This is a genomic window from Rhodococcus sp. KB6 (assembly GCF_001445685.1).
Classification (GTDB): Bacteria; Actinomycetota; Actinomycetes; order Mycobacteriales; family Mycobacteriaceae; genus Rhodococcus_F; species Rhodococcus_F qingshengii.
Window position 1 is genome coordinate 196,612 of the sequence record NZ_LNAK01000102.1, and the last position, 16,691, is coordinate 213,302.

18 protein-coding genes and 1 pseudogene are annotated in these 16,691 nt (G+C 63.4%); 2 read left to right on the forward strand and 17 right to left on the reverse strand.

Annotation, left to right across the window (positions count from 1 at the left end):
- Positions 1–15: 15 nt before the first annotated feature.
- Genes cysN through ASU23_RS14585 form a run of 3 tightly spaced genes read right to left on the reverse strand, consistent with a single transcriptional unit; the run spans position 16 to position 3,565 of the window.
- Complete coding sequence (gene cysN, locus ASU23_RS14575) at positions 16–1,917, reverse strand: sulfate adenylyltransferase subunit CysN (RefSeq protein ID WP_007735300.1); 1,902 nt, start codon at positions 1,915–1,917, stop codon at positions 16–18.
- Positions 1,917–2,822: a sulfate adenylyltransferase subunit CysD gene (gene cysD, locus ASU23_RS14580; protein WP_019744365.1), complete on the reverse strand. Its 906-nt coding sequence runs from the start codon at positions 2,820–2,822 to the stop codon at positions 1,917–1,919. The genes cysN and cysD overlap by 1 nt, the downstream gene beginning before the upstream one ends.
- The gene (locus ASU23_RS14585; protein WP_042453014.1) at positions 2,819–3,565 is read right to left on the reverse strand and encodes a 3'(2'),5'-bisphosphate nucleotidase CysQ; all 747 of its coding nucleotides are present in this window, start codon (positions 3,563–3,565) and stop codon (positions 2,819–2,821) included. Before ASU23_RS14585 ends, cysD begins: the two co-directional genes overlap by 4 nt.
- Positions 3,566–3,819: 254 nt before the next feature.
- Here ASU23_RS14585 and ASU23_RS14590 point away from each other — a divergent pair, with 254 nt between their 5' ends.
- Positions 3,820–4,431 carry a TetR/AcrR family transcriptional regulator gene (locus tag ASU23_RS14590; protein WP_003942004.1) on the forward strand — a complete coding sequence of 204 codons (612 nt, stop codon included), beginning with the start codon at positions 3,820–3,822 and terminating at the stop codon, positions 4,429–4,431.
- Positions 4,432–4,443: 12 nt separating this feature from the next.
- Here ASU23_RS14590 and ASU23_RS14595 read toward each other — a convergent pair whose 3' ends face one another.
- From ASU23_RS14595 to ASU23_RS14645, 12 genes and pseudogenes are all read right to left on the reverse strand, one after another.
- Positions 4,444–4,725, reverse strand: a complete 282-nt coding sequence (locus tag ASU23_RS14595) for a metal-sensitive transcriptional regulator (protein ID WP_003942012.1) — start codon at positions 4,723–4,725, stop codon at positions 4,444–4,446.
- 31 nt (positions 4,726–4,756) lie between these two features.
- The gene (locus tag ASU23_RS14600; protein ID WP_051649637.1) at positions 4,757–5,029 is read right to left on the reverse strand and encodes a hypothetical protein; all 273 of its coding nucleotides are present in this window, start codon (positions 5,027–5,029) and stop codon (positions 4,757–4,759) included.
- On the reverse strand, positions 5,022–5,537 hold the full coding sequence (locus ASU23_RS14605) for a hypothetical protein (protein ID WP_058038150.1): 516 nt from the start codon (positions 5,535–5,537) through the stop codon (positions 5,022–5,024). The genes ASU23_RS14600 and ASU23_RS14605 overlap by 8 nt, the downstream gene beginning before the upstream one ends.
- Positions 5,530–5,967, reverse strand: a complete 438-nt coding sequence (locus ASU23_RS14610; RefSeq protein WP_003942066.1) for a hypothetical protein — start codon at positions 5,965–5,967, stop codon at positions 5,530–5,532. The genes ASU23_RS14605 and ASU23_RS14610 overlap by 8 nt, the downstream gene beginning before the upstream one ends.
- A gap of 15 nt (positions 5,968–5,982) precedes the next feature.
- Positions 5,983–6,138, reverse strand: coding sequence for a hypothetical protein (locus tag ASU23_RS34255; protein WP_003941930.1), 156 nt, complete (start codon positions 6,136–6,138; stop codon positions 5,983–5,985).
- A gap of 57 nt (positions 6,139–6,195) precedes the next feature.
- Positions 6,196–6,858 (reverse strand): hypothetical protein, encoded by a 663-nt coding sequence (locus tag ASU23_RS14615; RefSeq protein ID WP_003942024.1) that lies wholly within the window; start codon positions 6,856–6,858, stop codon positions 6,196–6,198.
- Between the two features lie 49 nt (positions 6,859–6,907).
- Complete coding sequence (gene hemB, locus ASU23_RS14620; RefSeq protein WP_007735309.1) at positions 6,908–7,882, reverse strand: porphobilinogen synthase; 975 nt, start codon at positions 7,880–7,882, stop codon at positions 6,908–6,910.
- Between the two features lie 75 nt (positions 7,883–7,957).
- On the reverse strand, positions 7,958–9,520 hold the full coding sequence (locus tag ASU23_RS14625; protein WP_003941969.1) for a bifunctional uroporphyrinogen-III C-methyltransferase/uroporphyrinogen-III synthase: 1,563 nt from the start codon (positions 9,518–9,520) through the stop codon (positions 7,958–7,960).
- Positions 9,521–9,580: 60 nt separating this feature from the next.
- The gene (gene hemC / locus ASU23_RS14630; RefSeq protein ID WP_007735311.1) at positions 9,581–10,555 is read right to left on the reverse strand and encodes a hydroxymethylbilane synthase; all 975 of its coding nucleotides are present in this window, start codon (positions 10,553–10,555) and stop codon (positions 9,581–9,583) included.
- Between the two features lie 35 nt (positions 10,556–10,590).
- Positions 10,591–11,913, reverse strand: a pseudogene (locus ASU23_RS14635) (glutamyl-tRNA reductase); the annotation flags it as partial.
- A complete protein-coding gene (locus ASU23_RS14640; protein WP_007735314.1) occupies positions 11,910–12,797 on the reverse strand; it encodes a redox-sensing transcriptional repressor Rex in 888 nt (295 codons plus the stop codon). The pseudogene ASU23_RS14635 and the gene ASU23_RS14640, both read right to left, overlap by 4 nt.
- Before the next feature lie 140 nt (positions 12,798–12,937).
- Positions 12,938–13,198 carry a glutaredoxin family protein gene (locus ASU23_RS14645; protein ID WP_003941953.1) on the reverse strand — a complete coding sequence of 87 codons (261 nt, stop codon included), beginning with the start codon at positions 13,196–13,198 and terminating at the stop codon, positions 12,938–12,940.
- 200 nt (positions 13,199–13,398) lie between these two features.
- Here ASU23_RS14645 and ASU23_RS14650 point away from each other — a divergent pair, with 200 nt between their 5' ends.
- The gene (locus tag ASU23_RS14650) at positions 13,399–14,394 is read left to right on the forward strand and encodes an HAD family phosphatase (protein WP_003941873.1); all 996 of its coding nucleotides are present in this window, start codon (positions 13,399–13,401) and stop codon (positions 14,392–14,394) included.
- 39 nt (positions 14,395–14,433) lie between these two features.
- Here the strand turns inward: ASU23_RS14650 and ASU23_RS14655 are convergent, their stop codons facing one another.
- Together ASU23_RS14655 and ASU23_RS14660 are read right to left on the reverse strand one after the other, a co-directional pair.
- The gene (locus ASU23_RS14655) at positions 14,434–15,471 is read right to left on the reverse strand and encodes a lysophospholipid acyltransferase family protein (RefSeq protein WP_007735315.1); all 1,038 of its coding nucleotides are present in this window, start codon (positions 15,469–15,471) and stop codon (positions 14,434–14,436) included.
- Positions 15,468–16,601, reverse strand: coding sequence for an NAD-dependent epimerase/dehydratase family protein (locus tag ASU23_RS14660; protein ID WP_007735316.1), 1,134 nt, complete (start codon positions 16,599–16,601; stop codon positions 15,468–15,470). Before ASU23_RS14660 ends, ASU23_RS14655 begins: the two co-directional genes overlap by 4 nt.
- Positions 16,602–16,691 lie beyond the last annotated feature (90 nt).

Genomic DNA, 16,691 nt, shown 5'->3' on the forward strand with positions numbered 1-16,691 from the left:
TCGTGTTCAGGCGGATCAAGAAATGGTTCCGCGGGCGCGGAGATGGTCGACGATCGCGATCGCAGCGTCCTCGGTCGTCGTGACACTGGTGTCGATGTGAATGTCAGGGTTCTGCGGCGGTTCGTACGGCGAATCGATGCCGGTGAAGTTCACCAACTCGCCCCGTCGAGCCTTCTTGTACAGCCCCTTGGGATCTCGCTCCTCTGCGACGGCAAGCGCGGTGTCGACGAAGATTTCGACGAACTGTTCGTCGCCGATCAATTCGCGGGCGGCATGACGCTCGGCCTCGAACGGTGAAATGAAGGACGCGAGCACGATCAGACCGGCGTCCGCCATCAGTCGGGTGACCTCGGTGACGCGACGGATGTTCTCGACGCGGTCGGCTTCGGTGAATCCGAGGTCTCGATTCAGCCCGTGACGGACGTTGTCTCCGTCGAGGAGGTAGGTGTGCGCGCCGAGTGCGTGCAGTTGACGCTCGACATCGTTCGCGATGGTCGACTTTCCCGAACCGGAGAGACCGGTGAACCACAGAACTGCGGGTTGGTGTCCCTTGAGCCTGGTGTGCGCGGCCTCGTCGACGTCGACGGATTGCCAGTGAATGTTGTCCGATCGACGCAGCGAGTGCGTGATCATGCCCGCACCGACAGTGCCGTTGGTGAGGCGGTCGATGAGGATGAAGCTACCGGTGTCACGGTTGCCGACGTACGGGTCGAACGGGACCGGTCGATCGAAACTGAGGTTGCACACACCGATTTCGTTGAGCGCGAGAGTAGTCGTTGCGGTCTTCTCGAGAGTGTTGACGTTGATCTTGTGTTTCGGTTTGGTGATGCGCGCAGTGACTGTGACGGTACCGATCTGGCACAGGAACGGCCGTTCGGGCAGCATGGGAGCCTCACCCATCCAGACGATGCAGGCCTCGAACTGATCGGCTACGGCCGGCGGATTGTCGCCGATGGACAGCACATCACCGCGACTGATGTCGATCTCGTCGGCGAGCGTGATGGTGACCGAGCGGCCCGCACCGGCAACGTCGAGGTCGCCACCCATGGTCACGATGCGCTCGACTGTGGACGTCTTTCCACTGGGGAGCACGCGGATGGGATCTCCGGGAGATACGGTGCCTGAAACGATCTGGCCGGAGAATCCGCGGAAGTCGAGGTCCGGCCGGTTGACCCACTGCACCGGCATCCGGAACGGAGCCGCGGCGGCAGCATCGTCGATGTCCACGCTTTCGAGATGCTCGATCAGGCTTGGTCCGGAATACCACGGGGTATTCGCACTGCGCTCGGTGAGATTGTCACCCATGTATGCCGACATCGGGATGGCGACGAACCCGTCCAGACCGATCTCGTGAGCGAACTCTGCGTAATCCGCGGTAATGGCATCGAAGACCTCTTGCGAGTAGTCGACGAGGTCGAGCTTGTTCACGGCAAGCACCACGTGCTTGATCCCCAGCAACGACACCAGATACGAGTGCCGGCGGGTCTGAGTCAGTATCCCCTTGCGGGAATCGACAAGGATCACAGCAAGATCGGCGGTCGACGCGCCCGTCACCATGTTTCGGGTGTACTGCTCGTGCCCCGGAGTATCGGCGACGACGAACTTGCGTCGCTCGGTCGTGAAGTAGCGATAGGCGACGTCGATCGTGATGCCCTGCTCACGTTCGGCGGCGAGACCGTCGACCAGGAGCGCGAAATCGAGCCCCTCCCCCTGGGTTCCGCTCTTGCGCGAATCGGCTTCGAGCGCCGTCAACTGGTCGTCGAAGACGAGTTTCGATTCGTAGAGCAGACGGCCGATCAAGGTGCTCTTGCCGTCGTCGACGCTGCCGCACGTGATGAATCGCAGCATGCTCTTGTTCGCATGACGTTCGAGGTACGCCTCGATGTCGTCAGCGATCAGATCCGAGGAAACAGTCATCAGAAGTACCCCTCTTGCTTCTTCTTCTCCATCGACGCACTGGAGTCGTGGTCGATGACCCGTCCCTGGCGTTCGGAAGTGGTGGTGAGCAACATTTCCGAGATGATCTCGGTCAGGCTCGTGGCGGTCGATTCGACGGCTCCGGTCAGCGGGTAGCAGCCGAGGGTGCGGAAACGAACGCTCTTGAGTTCCGGAGTCTCTCCCGGCAGCAAGGGCATCCGGTCGTCGTCGACCATGATCAGCGCACCGTCCCGCTCGACGACGGGCCGCTTGTCGGCAAAATACAGCGGAACGATCGGAATCTCTTCCTGGCGTATGTATTCCCACACATCCAGCTCGGTCCAGTTCGAGAGAGGGAAGACGCGCAGGCTCTCGCCCGGCGCTTTGCGGACGTTGTACATCCGCCACAGTTCCGGTCGCTGCTGCTTGGGATCCCAACGGTGCGCAGCTGATCGGATCGAGAAGATGCGTTCCTTGGCGCGGGATTTTTCTTCGTCACGGCGGGCGCCGCCGAATGCAGCGTCGAACTTGTAGTGATCGAGGGCTTGTTTGAGGCCTTCGGTCTTCCACATGTCGGTATGGACAGCGCTGCCGTGAGTGAACGGGTTGATCCCCTGCTTCACGCAGTCCGGGTTGGTGTGGACGATCAGATCGAGATCGCCTGCAGCGGCGGTACTGTCACGAAGTTTGTACATTTCACGGAACTTCCACGTGGTATCGACGTGCAGAAGCGGAAACGGCAGCTTCGACGGATAGAAGGCCTTGCGCGCCAGATGCAGCATCACGGCGGAGTCCTTGCCCACCGAGTACAACATCACCGGGTTCTCGCTCTGGGCAACAGCTTCACGCATGATGTGAATGCTCTCGGCTTCGAGTCGTTCGAGGTGCGTCAGTGTCGCGGTCATCGGCCCAGTTCCTCCAGTGCTTTCGGGGCGAGTTCGGGTCGGCAGATCAGCAGATCCGGCAACCACGGGTTTTCCTGGTTGTAGCGCAGTTCGCTGCCATCGATACGCGAAACATGCAGTCCCGCAGCATGTGCGACAGCAACGGGCGCCGCCGAATCCCACTCGTACTGTCCGCCCGCATGTGCGTAGATGTCTGCCTCACCCGAGACGACCGCCATTGCTTTGGCTCCGGCGGATCCCATTTCGATCAACTCCGCGCCCATCGAGTCGGCCATGCGCATGACCGGTTCCGGACGACGCGTCCGCGATACGACGACTCGAACCGGCGTCGCGGCATCCCGTTCGGTCCGATCATCGCTGCTCGAATAGGTGACGCCAAGGGCAGGCATTGCGACCGCACCGGTTGTGAGGACACCGTTTTCGGTCAGCGCAACATGAACGGCCCAGTCCGATCGTCCGGCCTCGCCGTACTCACGGGTGCCGTCGAGAGGGTCGACGATCCACACCCGATCCGCAGCCAGCCTCGCGAGGTCGTCAGCCCCTTCCTCCGACAGCACTGCATCCGCAGGAAAGCGTCGGGCAAGTTCGGCGACGATGAATTCATGACTGAGCCGATCGGCCGCGTTCTTGAAAGTCGCGACATCACCGTCGTTTTCGCCGAGGGATTTCCGATGGTCGAGCAGAAGTTCTCCAGCCGCAGCGGCGATGTCGATCGCCGCGCGTTCATCGTTAGTGCGTGTCATAGGTACTCCACAACTGTGTAGACCTCCCGATCGATACGGGAAGAAAGGTCAGGCAGACCGCAGAGTGTCCAGCGCTTTGCACTGGCCTCGATGTGGTCTGCGCCATACCGTAACACCAGAATGAACGATGTTCATTCTATTTCGAACAATGTTCATTCTATGATCTGAGTCACATTGGTTTCTGGGTGGCGTTCGACAACGAACAGTGTTCGATGTGAATTGAGGATGCCGACCACCGCGACTACGGTGATCAAATGAGCAGTACCAGCAGCAAGTCGATCTACGGCGACGCCGAAGTGCGTCGACGCCGAACTCTCGACGCGGCGATCTCGCTTCTGGACGAAGGAGGCTACTCCGCGCTCACGATCCGCGCTGTCGCCAAACGAGCCGGCACCAGCACTGGCCTGATCTACCAGTACTTCGTCGACAAGCAGGACATCTTCGCCGCCCTCCTCAGCGAAAGTCAGCTGGAAATGGCGGACTTCGTGAACTCGCTCCCCCGCGAGCAGGGACTGAGCGCCTTACTCGAGTCCATGATTTCCGAGTTTGCTCGGCACTGGGCACGGGTGGGTCGACTCACCACCACTTGGCGCGACATCGAAGGCATGGCCGGGTCCGACCGAGAAAGCATGCGGGAACTTCACGCATCCGTAGCGGTCTACAACTCGGCATTGATTCGAGCGCTCACCGAATCTGCTGCAGCCGAAGGGAGCCGGTTGATCGACGACCCCGCGTTGATCCATCTCGTGCTCTCCGGACTCAAAGGCCTGTCGGACACCATCGTCATCAACATCGCCAAAGAAGTCACACCCGAGTACTTCGTGAGCTTCTCCGCCCGGGCGCTCGCGCGGTCCATCACGGAGTGACGGACCGACACCTTACGAACGAACGAGGCGAGCGATGGCCGCCTGAGCTTCCTTGATCTTGACGTCCGCTTCCGGACCACCCTGCTTGGCAGCTTCGACGACGCAACCCGCAAGGTGGGCGTCGAGAAGCTTCAGGGACACGGACTGCAACGCGCTCGTCGCGGCGGATACCTGGGTGAGCACGTCGATGCAGTACCGGTCGTCTGCGACCATGCGTGAAATTCCGGCTACCTGACCTTCGATACGACGAAGGCGCTTGAGCAGATCGTCCTGCTCGGGGCTGTAACTACTCATACCGCAACTATACCCCCTACCCGTATGAGGGCTACTGCGATGCGACGAAGCCCACCCGGACGCGGCGCACGACATCGATGGCCATCAGCCCCGCAACCAGAATCGACAACCCGGCGCCCGAGATCCAGAGACCGTCGTAGTGCGTGCTCTCGAACGGTGGAGCGCCCTCCAGTATCGGTCCGAAGTCGGACGTCGTCGTACCCGCTCGCCAGCACACGACCGCCAGAATCGTTGCGGCGACGATACCGAGTACACCGATCCACGTCTTCACGTCGACACGCGGGGATGGCGGTGGCTCAGTCATCGGCAGACCCGTCCGGTTCGACACCAACCACAACGACCTGACTCAACGCCTCGCGAAGTGCCTGATCGTCCTTTGCCCACGCCCGCACCAATCCCCCGGTGGTCAAACGTAAGCCGATACCGTGCCGACGCCTGGGCACTCCGGACAGCTCACCGAGCGCGCGTGCCGTTTCCCACGGTTCCATTTCGTCCTCGTAGGCAGCGTCGTCGGACTCCGGGAACACCTCGGCGATCTCGGTGATCGGCACCTCTTCGGTTCCCTGACGCAACGTGGTCGCCGTCAGAAGTACGCTCGCGTGCCGCCGTGCTGCGATCACCTGCACGTAGACCAATCCGGTGAGGATCACGGCGAACATCGCCAGACCGAACCAATGCACCACCGGGCCGGTGAACAGCTCGATGACCAAGGCGATCAGGCAGAAGATCGGACCGAACGCGACGGCCCACCACCGAGAACCCGGTTCGTAGTACAGAACGTCCGGGCCGATTTCCGGCGCGCGATCAGCCACGGGCAAACCAACTTCGGGTGGTGTCGCGGTAGATCGCGACGCAGGCACAGATCAGCATGACGGGAACAACCAGCGCGAGCACGGTACTTATCCCGGCCACGACCAGCGCGATCTGCAGCACCGCGAACACTCCGGACACGATCACCAGGATCCGTCGGCACAGCGCCCTTCCGGCGCGAGTGGGACCGGCGAGGCCGCCGATCGCGAGGCCGGTCAACAGCAGAACCAGCCCTGACACCCGCACGAAGGTGACGTAGATGTCGATGTTTCCGGCCGAAACGCCTTGATCGGTGAACTGCTCACGCAACGAATACGAAGCGCTGGTGACATTGATCAGGCCGAAGAGTATGAGCAGGAACGCGCTGGCGATCCACAGCCAGAATGCTGCCTCGACAGCCGTCGGGCGCCTGACCTTCGTAGAGATACTCACGGGTTCAAGTGTGCGCTATCCGCTGACGATGCCCGGAATCATGAGCATCAGGAGTGTCACCAGAACAGAGGCTCCGAGGATCGCGAACAAGATCACTTCGGTGCGTGAACCACGTTGGCGCAGTGGCGCGTCGTGGGTGCTTTCCGTACGCAGGGCTTCCTGAGAACTCATCGCGTCCGACCTCTCCCCTACTACTTCAGTGACCCGTTTCACAGTACCCCGAGCTACCTACCGGTTCCCCGCCGGGGGGAAACGAAGAAAGTACGGATTGGACTCTTTTCGGTGCATCATCACGATCGCCCCGACAGCAGCAACTGCCTGCAGGATTTCCGCTCCGCCGAACAGCAGAGTGGCCGCGCCGCCGTCTCCGCCGAGCCCGAAGATCACCGGGATCGCGGAGACCAGCATGAAGACGCCACAGAACGTCAGCAACATTCGAGCCCAGTTCTTGCCGCGACTCATCGCGCGCACGAACAGAAGGAACACGGCGGTGACGATCACGACCAAAACCGCAGAGAATACGATGACCAGTGGGAACATGCCCTCCACGTCGGAACGCGTCAGACCGGCGTCGACAGCTGCCTGATTTCTGAGCATCTCGTCGACGAACATCGACTTCTGCCCGAGCAGCATCCAGATCATCGCGCCGCCCTGGACCAACCCCAGCGCCGTCACAGCCCACCACAACTGAATCGCAGTCACGACGTCCGTCGGCGGCTCGGGTTTCGGCGCAGGTCCCGGGTATCCGTTGTAACCGGGGCCGTATCCCGGGATCTGACCCGTCGGCATCGGTCCGAGTTCGCGGTACGGCTGATTCTCGAACGGCTGGTTCTCGTAGGGAGGTTCCCGGCGGGGCGGTTCCTGGCGCGACGGCGGCCACTGCTCGGTCATGACACCAGCGTATCGGTCGATACCGGCGCAGCCACCATGCGTGACTCCGTCACAGCCATCCGGCAACTTCCGACGCCCAGTACGTGAGGACCACGTCGGCACCGGCGCGGCGAATGCTGATGAGCGATTCGAGAATCGCCGCGTCCCGATCGATCCACCCGTTCTGCGCGGCCGCAGTGATCATCGAGTACTCCCCCGAGATCTGGTACGCAGCGACCGGAACCGGGGACCGGTCGGCGGTCTCACGCAGAATGTCCAGGTAGGACATTGCAGGCTTGACCATCACCATGTCGGCGCCCTCGGCGACGTCGAGGTCTACCTCGCGCATCGACTCGCGGCGATTGGCGCCGTCCTGCTGATACGTACGACGGTCGCCTTGCAGTGAGGATCCGACGGCTTCACGGAACGGCCCGTAGAACGCTGACGCATATTTCGCGGCATAGGCGAGCTGGCCGACATCGACATACCCCGAAGCATCGAGTGCACCACGGATCGCAGCCACCTGACCGTCCATCATGCCGCTGGGGCCGAGCAGGTGCGCACCCGATTCAGCTTGCGCGAGAGCCATTTCTACGTATCGGATCAAGGTCGCGTCGTTGTCGACAGCGCCGCCGGCAGTCAACACGCCGCAGTGGCCGTGATCGGTGAACTCGTCGAGGCAGGTATCGGCCATGATGACCGTCGAATCGCCGAGTTCGTCTGCCAGAGCGCGCAATCCGACGTTGAGGATGCCGTCGGGATCGGAGGCACCGGACCCCTGGGGATCCTTGTCCTCCGCCTTCGGGACACCGAACAGCATCAGGCCACCGACGCCGGCTTCCACCGCTTCCACCGCTGCGGACCGCAGCGAATCGAGGGTGTGCTGGAAAACGCCTGGCATGGAACTGATCTCACGCGGTGCGTCGATGCCGTCGGCGACGAACATCGGCAAAACGAGGTGCCGGGGTTCGAGCGAGGTCTCTGCCACGAGTCGCCGGAGCGCAGGAGTGCGCCGGAGCCGGCGAGGGCGATGAGTAGGAAACACGAGAAGTAGCCCTCCTTCGTCGGAACCTGTGAGCGGTTGAGGAGTCCACAGACTCCTCAACCCCTCACGGGTGCGCTAGCGCCTTCGAGACTTCTTGCGCGGGGGCGGCAAAGCACCTTCGGCGCGCAGACGAGCAGCATGCTCGGCGAGAGCCTCCACCAGCGGTCCCACCTGCGAGGTCTCGGGCTGCACGTCGACGCGCAGACCGAACTCGATAGCGGTTTCGGCCGTCTTCGGGCCGATGCACGCGACCAACGTGCGGGCGTGCGGCTTGCCGGCGATGCCGACGAGGTTGCGCACGGTCGAGGACGAGGTGAAGCAGACGGCGTCGAATCCACCGGTCTTGATCATCTCGCGGGTCTCGGCCGGCGGCGGCGCTGCCCGGACGGTGCGGTAGGCGGTGACGTCGTCGATCTCCCAACCGCGTTCGCGCAGGCCCTCTGCGAGGGTTTCGGTCGCAATGTCCGCCCGCGGCAACAGAACCCGGTTGACCGGATCGAAAACGTCGTCGTACGGGGCGAATTCGGCCAACAGGCCTTCGCTGGACTGCTCACCGGTCGGGATCAGCTCGGGGTTGATGCCGAACGAGCGCACCTTGGCTGCGGTTGCTTCACCGATGCAGGCGATCTTCACACCGGAGAAGGCGCGAGCGTCGAGGCCGAACTCTTCGAACTTCTCCCACACTGCGCGAACAGCATTGGTGGAAGTGAAGACGACCCACTGGTAGCGACCGTCGACGAGTCCCTTGACCGAACGCTCCATCTGAGCCGGGCTGCGAGGCGGCTCGACGGCGATGGTCGGAACCTCGATCGGGATCGCTCCGTGAGTGACCAGACGGTCGCTCATCTCGCCGGCCTGATCCTTGGTGCGCGGCACGAGGACGGTCCAGCCGTACAGAGCGCGCGATTCCCACCACGACATCTTGTTGCGCTGCGCGACAACCTTGCCGACGGTGACGATGAGCGAGCCCACCAGTTCGGATCCGGCTTCGTTGAGCGTCGCGAGAGTTGCCTCGACGGTTCGCTGCTGACGAGTGGTACCGCGGACGGTGATCGCAGCAGGCGTCTGCGGGGCCAAGCCGTTCTCGACCAGCGCGCTGGCGGTCTCGGCGAGATGTCCGGACGTCGCGTGCAGGACAAGCGGTCCCGGTGCAGCGGCCAGAGCAGCCCAGTCGACTTCACCGCGAACGTCGGCCTCGGTGTGACCCGAGCCGAGCGCCATGCCGGCGTAGCTCGGCACAGCCGAACCGGAAGGCAGACCCGGGAGAACCTCGAACTGAACCTGCGTACGGGCGACTGCGGTGACCTCTGCGATCACGGAATCCGTGGTCAGCGGGTCGCCGGAGACCAGACGCACGACGTCGTGGCCGTTCTTGGCCTCGTGCACCAATGTCTTTGCAACCTCGGCAGGCTCGCCGAGTGCCGGACGCACGTCCGCGATCAGCTCGCCGGTCTCCTCGTCGCGGCCCATGTCGATGCCGACGAGTGCGACGACGCCCTTGTCGACATCCGGATCGGTGAATGCCATTGCGGCGCCGGTGAGGACGTCACGTGCGCGAACGGTGAGCAGGGCGGGGTCGCCCGGTCCCGATCCCACGAACAGGATCCGTCCGGGAGTGTTCTTTCGGACTCGGGTCATCGGTGATTCTCCAGTGCGCTGTATCGAAATGGGAACTTGGTGCAAGTGCAAAGTGGGGCGTCAAACATCGGCTGCCTCGCCTGTAGTCACGTTCATCAACTCTCGGGCGCCGAGTTCGAGTAACTCGCGCGCTACCGCTCGGCCGAGTTCCTCGGCCTTGTCCGGCGCACCCACTGCGCCGGTACGGATGACGTCCGAACCGTCGATGGCGGCTGCGCAGCCGCGTACCGACAGTTCGTCGAAGATTCTGCCGTCGTCGTCGAGGGATTCGACGATCTCCGCGATCGCTCCCACCGGAGCGGTGCAGCCGGCTTCCAACTCGGCGAGCAGGGCGCGCTCGGCAGTAACTGCCGCCCGGGTACCCGCGTCGTCGTGCTCGGCTAGGATCGCCGCCAATTCCACATTGGCAGAAAGGCATTCGACGGCCAGAGCACCCTGCGCCGGAGCGGGGAGCATCTGCACGGGCTCGATGTTCTCGGTGATGAGATCGAGCAGACCGATACGAGACAGGCCGGCGCGAGCGAGGATCACGGCGTCGAGTTCACCGGATTCGACCTTGCCGAGACGGCGCTGCAGGTTGCCCCGCAACGGCACGATGTCGAGGCCGAGACCGAGTGCCTTCAGCTGCGAAACACGGCGCGGCGCCGAGGTTCCCACCTTGGAACCGGCCGGAAGCTCCCCGAGGACCAGACCGTCACGGGCGACCAGCGCGTCACGCGGATCTTCGCGTGGCGGAATCGCCGCGATGACGAAACGCGGGTCCTGCGCGGTCGGTAAGTCCTTGTAGGAATGCACAGCAACGTCGACGCGGTTGTCCAGCAAGGCTTCTCGAAGCTCTGCCGTGAACACTCCGACGCCGATCTTCTGGACGGGATCGGTGGACTGGTCGCCCTTGGTCTTGATGATGACCAACTCGGCGGGATGTCCGGCCGCAATGAGGGCATCGCGCACGGTACCGGCTTGCGTGGTCGCGAGAAGACTTCCGCGAGTGCCGATCCGCAGCGGGCTCCCCGATCGAGGGGTGGTGACGCTCATGCCTGCAGGTCCCTTCCAGTGCGGTCGCCGTCCACCAGATCGGTGGGTGTGGCCACGGCCGCGGGAGATCCGGGGCTGAGTTCGAAGAGTTCGCGCAGCGCTGCTGCGTAGGAGTCGCCGCCGGGGGCCGACGCCAGTTGCTTGACGCGCACGGTCGGGGCGTGGAGCAGCTTGTCCACGACGCGTCGCACGGTGCGTGCAACCTCGTCGCGCTGCGGATCGTCCAGGCCGGGCAGACGCGAATCGAGTCGCATCAGTTCGGCTTCGACGACGTCGGCGGCGCGCTGACGCAAAGCCGTCACGGTCGGAGTGACCTCCGCGAGGCGCTGTCCGGCAAGGTAGGTCGCAAGCTCGCCGGCGACGATGGTGCGTGCGGCATCTGCGTCAGAGGCGGCGGCGCCTGCCGCTGGATCACGCTGCAGCGTCTCCATGTCGAGAACGGTCACACCCGGCAGGCCGGCGACGGCGGGATCGATGTCGCGCGGCAGCCCGAGGTCGCAGATGACGAGGTGCTTGGTGTTGTCGCGATCGGGCTCGGCGAGTGCGCGGTGCACATCCGCCAGGGTGACCACTGCCCCGACCGCGCCGGTACAGGTGACCATGACATCTGCCTGCGCCATCGCGGCCGAAAGCTGATCGAAGGCAACACCGTCGGCGTCGACGCCGTTGGAGCGTGCCGTCTCTGCCAGGTGCTCGGCGCGTTCCTGTGTCCGGTTGACGACGACGATGCGTGCGATTCCGGCGCGGGTGAGATGCGCAACCGACAGACCGCCCATCGAGCCTGCACCGACAACCACGGCAGTGCGGCCGACCAGGCCGCCCTCACCGATGATGCCCGCTGCACGATCGAGAGCCACGGACACGACTGATGCTCCGGCGGAGTCGATTCCGGTTTCGGAATGCACTCGCTTGCCGACGCGCAGTGCCTGCTGAGCCAGTTCGTGGACGACGCGTCCGGCGGCCTGCTGCGCATCCGAAGATGCGTAGGCCGAACGGATCTGGCCGAGGATCTGCTGTTCGCCGATCACCATGGAATCGAGGCCGCTGGCCACCGCGAAGAGGTGCTCGACGGCTGCTTCGCTGTAGCGGACGTACGCGTGAGCGTGCAGCGCTGTCAGGTCGAGACCCGAATGGTCGGCCAGGATTTCACCGACCTCGGTGAGTGCACCGTGGAACGCGTCCACCACCGCGTAGACCTCCACCCGGTTACAGGTGGAGACGATCATCGCTTCGGAGATGTGCGAAGACGCCAGAAGCTTGTCGATCAGCTTCGGACGATCGGTGTCGGTGACAGCTACTCGCTCGAGCACCGGGACGGGCGCGGTTCGATGCGAGACCCCGACAAGCAGAACACTCACGGCGCGATCACTGATCCGTTTCTTGTCGAACCTGCTCCGACCGGAGCGGGTGAACTGGTGGATGGGACTGACGAAGCGGATGCGGCGTGAGCCACTCGTACTCGCGGCGCGCTGGATGCCTGATCGGCATTGCGCGCACTGTTGAAGGAGAGAACCTGCATCTCGACGGCTAGATCTACACGTCGCAGTTCCACGTGATCGGGAACGTCGAGGGCGATCGGCGAAAAACTCATGATGCAGCGCAGCCCGGCGCTGACGAACTGGTCGCACACGCCCTGAGCTGCCTCGTCCGGTGTGGAGATGACGCCGATGGTCGCATTCAGTTCACGGCAGGCGACGGTCAGTTCCTCGGTGCTGCGCACGACGAGATCCCCGACTCTGCTTCCGATTCGATCTGCGTCACTGTCGAAGAGTCCGACCATCTCGAAACCGCGGCGGCTGAATCCGCCGTAGCCGACCAGTGCCTTGCCGAGGTTTCCGACTCCGACGAGAACGACCTTGTGCCCACGATCGAGTCCGAGTGCACGCTCGATGCGGATGCGGAGCCTGTTGACGTCGTACCCGACGCCGCGGACGCCGTTGGGTCCGAGGAACGACAGATCCTTACGCAACTTCGCTGATCCGACACCTGACGCCTGCGCGAGTTCCTCGCTCGAGACGATGGAGGTACCCCGGTCGGACATCACTCCGAGGACCCGCAGGTATGCGGCCAAGCGCGTCACCGTAGCCTGGGGGATGACGCGATCCTGAGCGATCGGGTCGGTAACCGAGGCGCTGGAAGCGTCGGTGACGGAAGAGCCCGCAGCGCCGGTGACGCGCTGAGCCACAGGCTCATGCGTCTGGTGCGGTTCGGTCACGTCGCTGGCTCCTCGTCCGGTCGACACGACTGTCGACCTCCACGATGCTCCGGGGGAATGTTCACACCACGGTAACCGCTTGTGAACCCATGCACAAAGTTGCTCGAGACGGGTTCGATGTGCCGTTCACCTGCAAAGCGGCTCCGCGGACAACTTTGAGGGTTGCCTTACTTGCGTAAATCGTCACGAAGGCGCTCCTCGTCGACTTCCCAGTAACCGTGCTCGCGTCCGTCGAGAAGAATGACGGGCAATCTGTCTCCGTACTCCGCTCTCAGCTCTGGATCCGTCGCGGCAGCTTCGTCCACGTCGATGCACGTCAATTCCAGCTCGAACTCGGAACAGACCCGTCGCAGGACCTCCGCCGCGCCGACGCAGGACGCGCATCCTGCGCGTGTCAACAGGGTCACTTCATGCGTAGCTGCAGTCATCGACGCATACCTTTCTTCTACGGGGACGCCATCTACTTGATCGGTCGAGTGTGCCTCCGGAGCCCCACTCGGTGCCAAATCGGCGGAGAGGAACGTCACACACCACAGGGAAGGTCACCATCCAACCCATCGGGCCTCATCGCGGAGGATAGGCTGACTCGAAGAGTTCTCTGCTCGAGAATGCAACACGGGAGGTGCGGGTGCCTGCGCGATCACTACCGAACGGCTCCGGATTCGGATCAGGGCTTGCCGGGGTCATTCTCCCCGGACGTCGCCATGTGAAGAATCCGCTGGGCCCGAGTGAGTCGGAAGTTCGAGCCAATCTCGCCGGCGAGGCGAGCGCTGACGCAGCTCTGGCATTGCACGAAGCTGCCAACCCCACAGAACCGGAAACCGGCGAAGAGCCCCCGGCCGTTCCGCGCGACCTCACGGCCGCCGCATTCTTCGACGTCGACAACACCATGGTGCAGGGTGCGTCGATCATCCACTTCGCCCGTGGTCTCGCTGCACGAAAGTATCTCAAGACCTCGGATCTGGTGGATTTCGCGTGGAAGCAGATCAAGTTCCGAGTCACCGGCCGAGAAAGTAGCGACGACGTCGCCGAAGGCCGCGAGAAAGCACTGTCCTTCGTGGCCGGTCGATCCACCGCCGAACTCGCCCGCCTCGGCGAGGAGATCTACGACGAGGTCATCGCCGACAAGATCTGGCCAGGCACGAGGGCGTTGGCCCAGATGCACCTCGACGCCGGACAACAGGTGTGGTTGGTGACGGCAACTCCGGTCGAACTGGCTCAGGTCATCGCCGAGAAACTGGGATTGACCGGCGCCTTGGGCACTGTCGCCGAGAGTGAGGACGGCGTCTTCACCGGCCGACTCGTCGGCGACATCCTGCACGGCATGGGCAAGGCGCACGCCGTACGGACGTTGGCGGTGCGTGAAGGACTCAATCTCAAGCGCTGTTCCGCCTACTCCGACAGCCACAACGACGTTCCGATGCTCTCGTTGGTGGGGACACCGGTGGCGATCAATCCCGACGCAGATCTTCGTGAACTCGCGAAGAACCGCGGGTGGGAAGTTCGCGATTTCCGCACCGGACGAAAGGCCGCCAAGATCGGCGTACCGACGGCGCTGGTGCTCGGAGCGGTCGGCGGGGCGCTCGCGGCAATTCTCGCCAGGCGCAAAGAACAGAACGTCTGAGCGGGTTCGGTCCGGATCGAGCAGCGATCCGGACCGAACTCAGCCGAGAAAGACGTTGCGACGCTTGGCCAACAGTCGATACAGCGTCTGCTGAATGGTTTCCCGGACGTGGTCCGTGACCTCGAACAGGACCATCGGATCGTCGGCGGCACCGCTCTCGAAGGTGTCGGTGACGATGGGCTTTCCGAACTCGATGTACCACTTCGACGGCAACGGAACCAGGCCGAGCGGCCCGAAGTGTGGAAACAGCGGTGTCACCGGGAAATACGGAAGACCGAGAACGCGTGCGAGTGTGGTGAGATCACCGATTTTGGGATAGATCTCCTCCGAACCCACGATCGAGCACGGAATGATCGGAACACCGGTTCGCATTGCGGCCGACACGAAGCCACCGCGCCCGAACCGCTGCAACTTGTACCGCTCACTGAACGGTTTCCCGATGCCCTTGAATCCTTCCGGGAACACGGCCGCGACTTCACCGTCGTTGAGCAGACGCTCGGCGTCGGGGTTGCAGGCCAACGTATGACCGGCTTTGCGCGCCAGTCCACCCACCACTGGCATCTCGAATGCCATGTCCGCAGCCAACATTCGCAGTGGACGATGCGCTGGATGGTGATCGTGCACGGCAACCGACGTCATCAGTCCGTCGATCGGGATCACACCGGCGTGGTTGGCGACCACAAGCGCTCCCCCGGTGAGGGGAATGTTCTCGATCCCACTGACCTCGACGCGAAACCACTTCTCGAACAACGGGCGCAACATCGGCATGACGACGTTGTCCGCGAAATGCGGGTCGAACCCGAACTCGTCGACCTCGTAGTCGCCGGACACCCGACGTCGGAGGAATTCTGCTGCCGAGGCGATCTGGTCGACGATCGCCGACCTGGCCGAATCGACGAACGTGCTCTCACCGCCGTGGTCGGCCGCCGAGGACACTCCGGACGGATGCCGACGTTCACTTTGTTCACGGATGTCACGCTCCGCACCGGTGACGGACTCACGCGAACGGGAAGTTGCCGACTTTCCGGTGTGAGTTGCGCTGGGCCGCAGGGGAATTACCTTCGCCACGTCAGTCACCCCTTCACCGCACTTCGTCCCGACAGCGGCATGTGCATCACGTCTGCACTTGTTGCCGCCGCGGCGGTGTCACCGCCGAGGATGGTGGTCAACGCATTCTCCGCCCGATCGATCCACTCGGACTTGATGATCCGGCGCGTCTGCATCGCACGCATGAAATCGTCGAGTGCTTGCATGGTGGTCCATCGCGGCTCGAACCCCAGCTCGCTGCGCATGCGAGTGGTGTCGAGTCCGCAGCCGAACCGGAAGTACTCGAGTTGCTCGTCGGTGTACAGCCTCATGGACGACCCCACCAACGCGCTCCCGACGCTGCGGAACAGAGCGAGCGGCATGGGAACTTCCACCCTGCCTGCCCGGCGGATCGCCTGCGACATCATGACCACTCCGTCGCCGGCGATGTTGTACGTACCCGAAGCGTGTCCGATGGTCGCCTTCTCCAGCGCCGCGAGGGCATCCTCGACGTGGAGCAATTGCAGGCGCGCGTTGCGCCCGACGATGGTGGGCACGAGTGGGGCGGTGACGTAGTGCCCGACGGTTGCAGTCAGCTGAGGTCCGATCAACGGCGCCAACCGCAGAATCCCGACCGAGATGTCCGGGCGCCGACGCCCCATTCCGCGGAGGTATCCCTCGATCTCGAGGCTGTCGCGGGCATATCCGCCCGGCGGCCGGCGGCGCGCACTCATTTCTTCGGTGAACTGAGCGGGATCCTTGGCACTGCACCCGTAGACGACCGAAGCCGAGCGCAGGATCACCTTGCGAACCGTCGGCGCTTTCTGGCAGACCGCGAACAGTTGCATGGCGCCGATGACGTTCATGTCCTTCATCGCGGCGCGGCTGCCGGCTTTGGGGGCTTTCTGAAGCGTCGACGCGTGCACGACGGTGTCGACCTCGGCGTTTCGGATCACTTTGCCGATCAGCGGATTGCGGATGTCTGCTCGCACGAATTCCGCGCGGCCCATTCTGCGCATCATGTCCTTGCTCGGACTGACGGCGTCGACGGCGATGACACGCTCGATCGACGGATTCTGCGCAAGCCTGGTCACCAGGTAGCCGCCGAGAAATCTGCTCGCCCCGGTCACCAGTACGACGCGAGGCGTCGTGCCCCCTGAAGTGTTGTCACCTTCAACCACCAAGTACCCCCATATCCAGTAGAAACGCGCTCTGCCGAAGCGTCCCTCCCGCGATTTTCCCCCACTTTACGGGCAGAGGGGGTCCCGCGC